General features: G+C 73.7%; 1 protein-coding gene. It reads right to left on the reverse strand.

Going from position 1 to position 748, the window contains the following annotated elements; genetic code table 11:
• Positions 1-53 precede the first annotated feature (53 nt).
• Positions 54-677: an alpha/beta family hydrolase gene (locus tag G5C51_RS42295; RefSeq protein WP_165246261.1), complete on the reverse strand. Its 624-nt coding sequence runs from the start codon at positions 675-677 to the stop codon at positions 54-56.
• Positions 678-748: the final 71 nt, after the last annotated feature.

The following is a 748-nucleotide window of genomic DNA, read 5'->3' on the forward strand; positions in this document are numbered from 1 at the left end:
GGCCTGCCGGGCGCCGGGTGCGCTGTGGTGGGGCGGTGGTCTGGTGCTTGGTGCTAGAGCCGGCCGAGCCAGTCGGCCACGCCGTCGGTGAGGAGGCGCAGGGCATCGTCCTGCGTGATGTCGGCCGCCTTCGGCACGGCGAAGCTGTGATCGGCCCAGGGGATGGGGTGCAGCTTCGTAGCCTCCGGGAACTCCTCCGGTGTGCCGAAGGTGTCCCGCTCGCCCTGCACCACGAGGGTGGGCACGCCTGCTCCGGTCAGCTCGTCGACGCGGGTCTTCTCCGGCCGCCCTGGCGGATGCAGGGGGAAGGCCAGCGCGAGGACGGCGTGCGCGCCGAGGTCCTTCGCCGTACGACAGGCGACCCTGGCCCCCGCACTCCGTCCTCCGGCGACGACGGGCCGGCCGGGCTTCTCCAGCGCGGGCCACAGCCCCCGCCAGGCGACGTCGAGGGTCTTGGGCGCAGGCCCGAGCTTCTTCCCGGCCACGCGCCAGGGCTGGTCGACGAGCGCGACGGATACGCCGTGGGCGGGCAGCTCTGCGGCGAGGGCCTCGAGATCCCGGGACGGCCCGGTGCCACCGGCCCCATGCCCGAGGGCAAGCGTCAGCCGCGGCTTCTTGGCGGCGTACCAGGTAATACGGGCATCTCCCGCAGGCGTCGGCACAAGTTCAGCAGTCACGCCCCCATCCTGCCCGCCCACCGGCCCCTTCCCGCTCAAGCACGACCGTCATCCCGCAGACCGACCGACGC

The sequence above is a fragment of the Streptomyces coryli genome (genome assembly GCF_011044975.1).
Taxonomy (GTDB): domain Bacteria; phylum Actinomycetota; class Actinomycetes; order Streptomycetales; family Streptomycetaceae; genus Streptomyces; species Streptomyces coryli.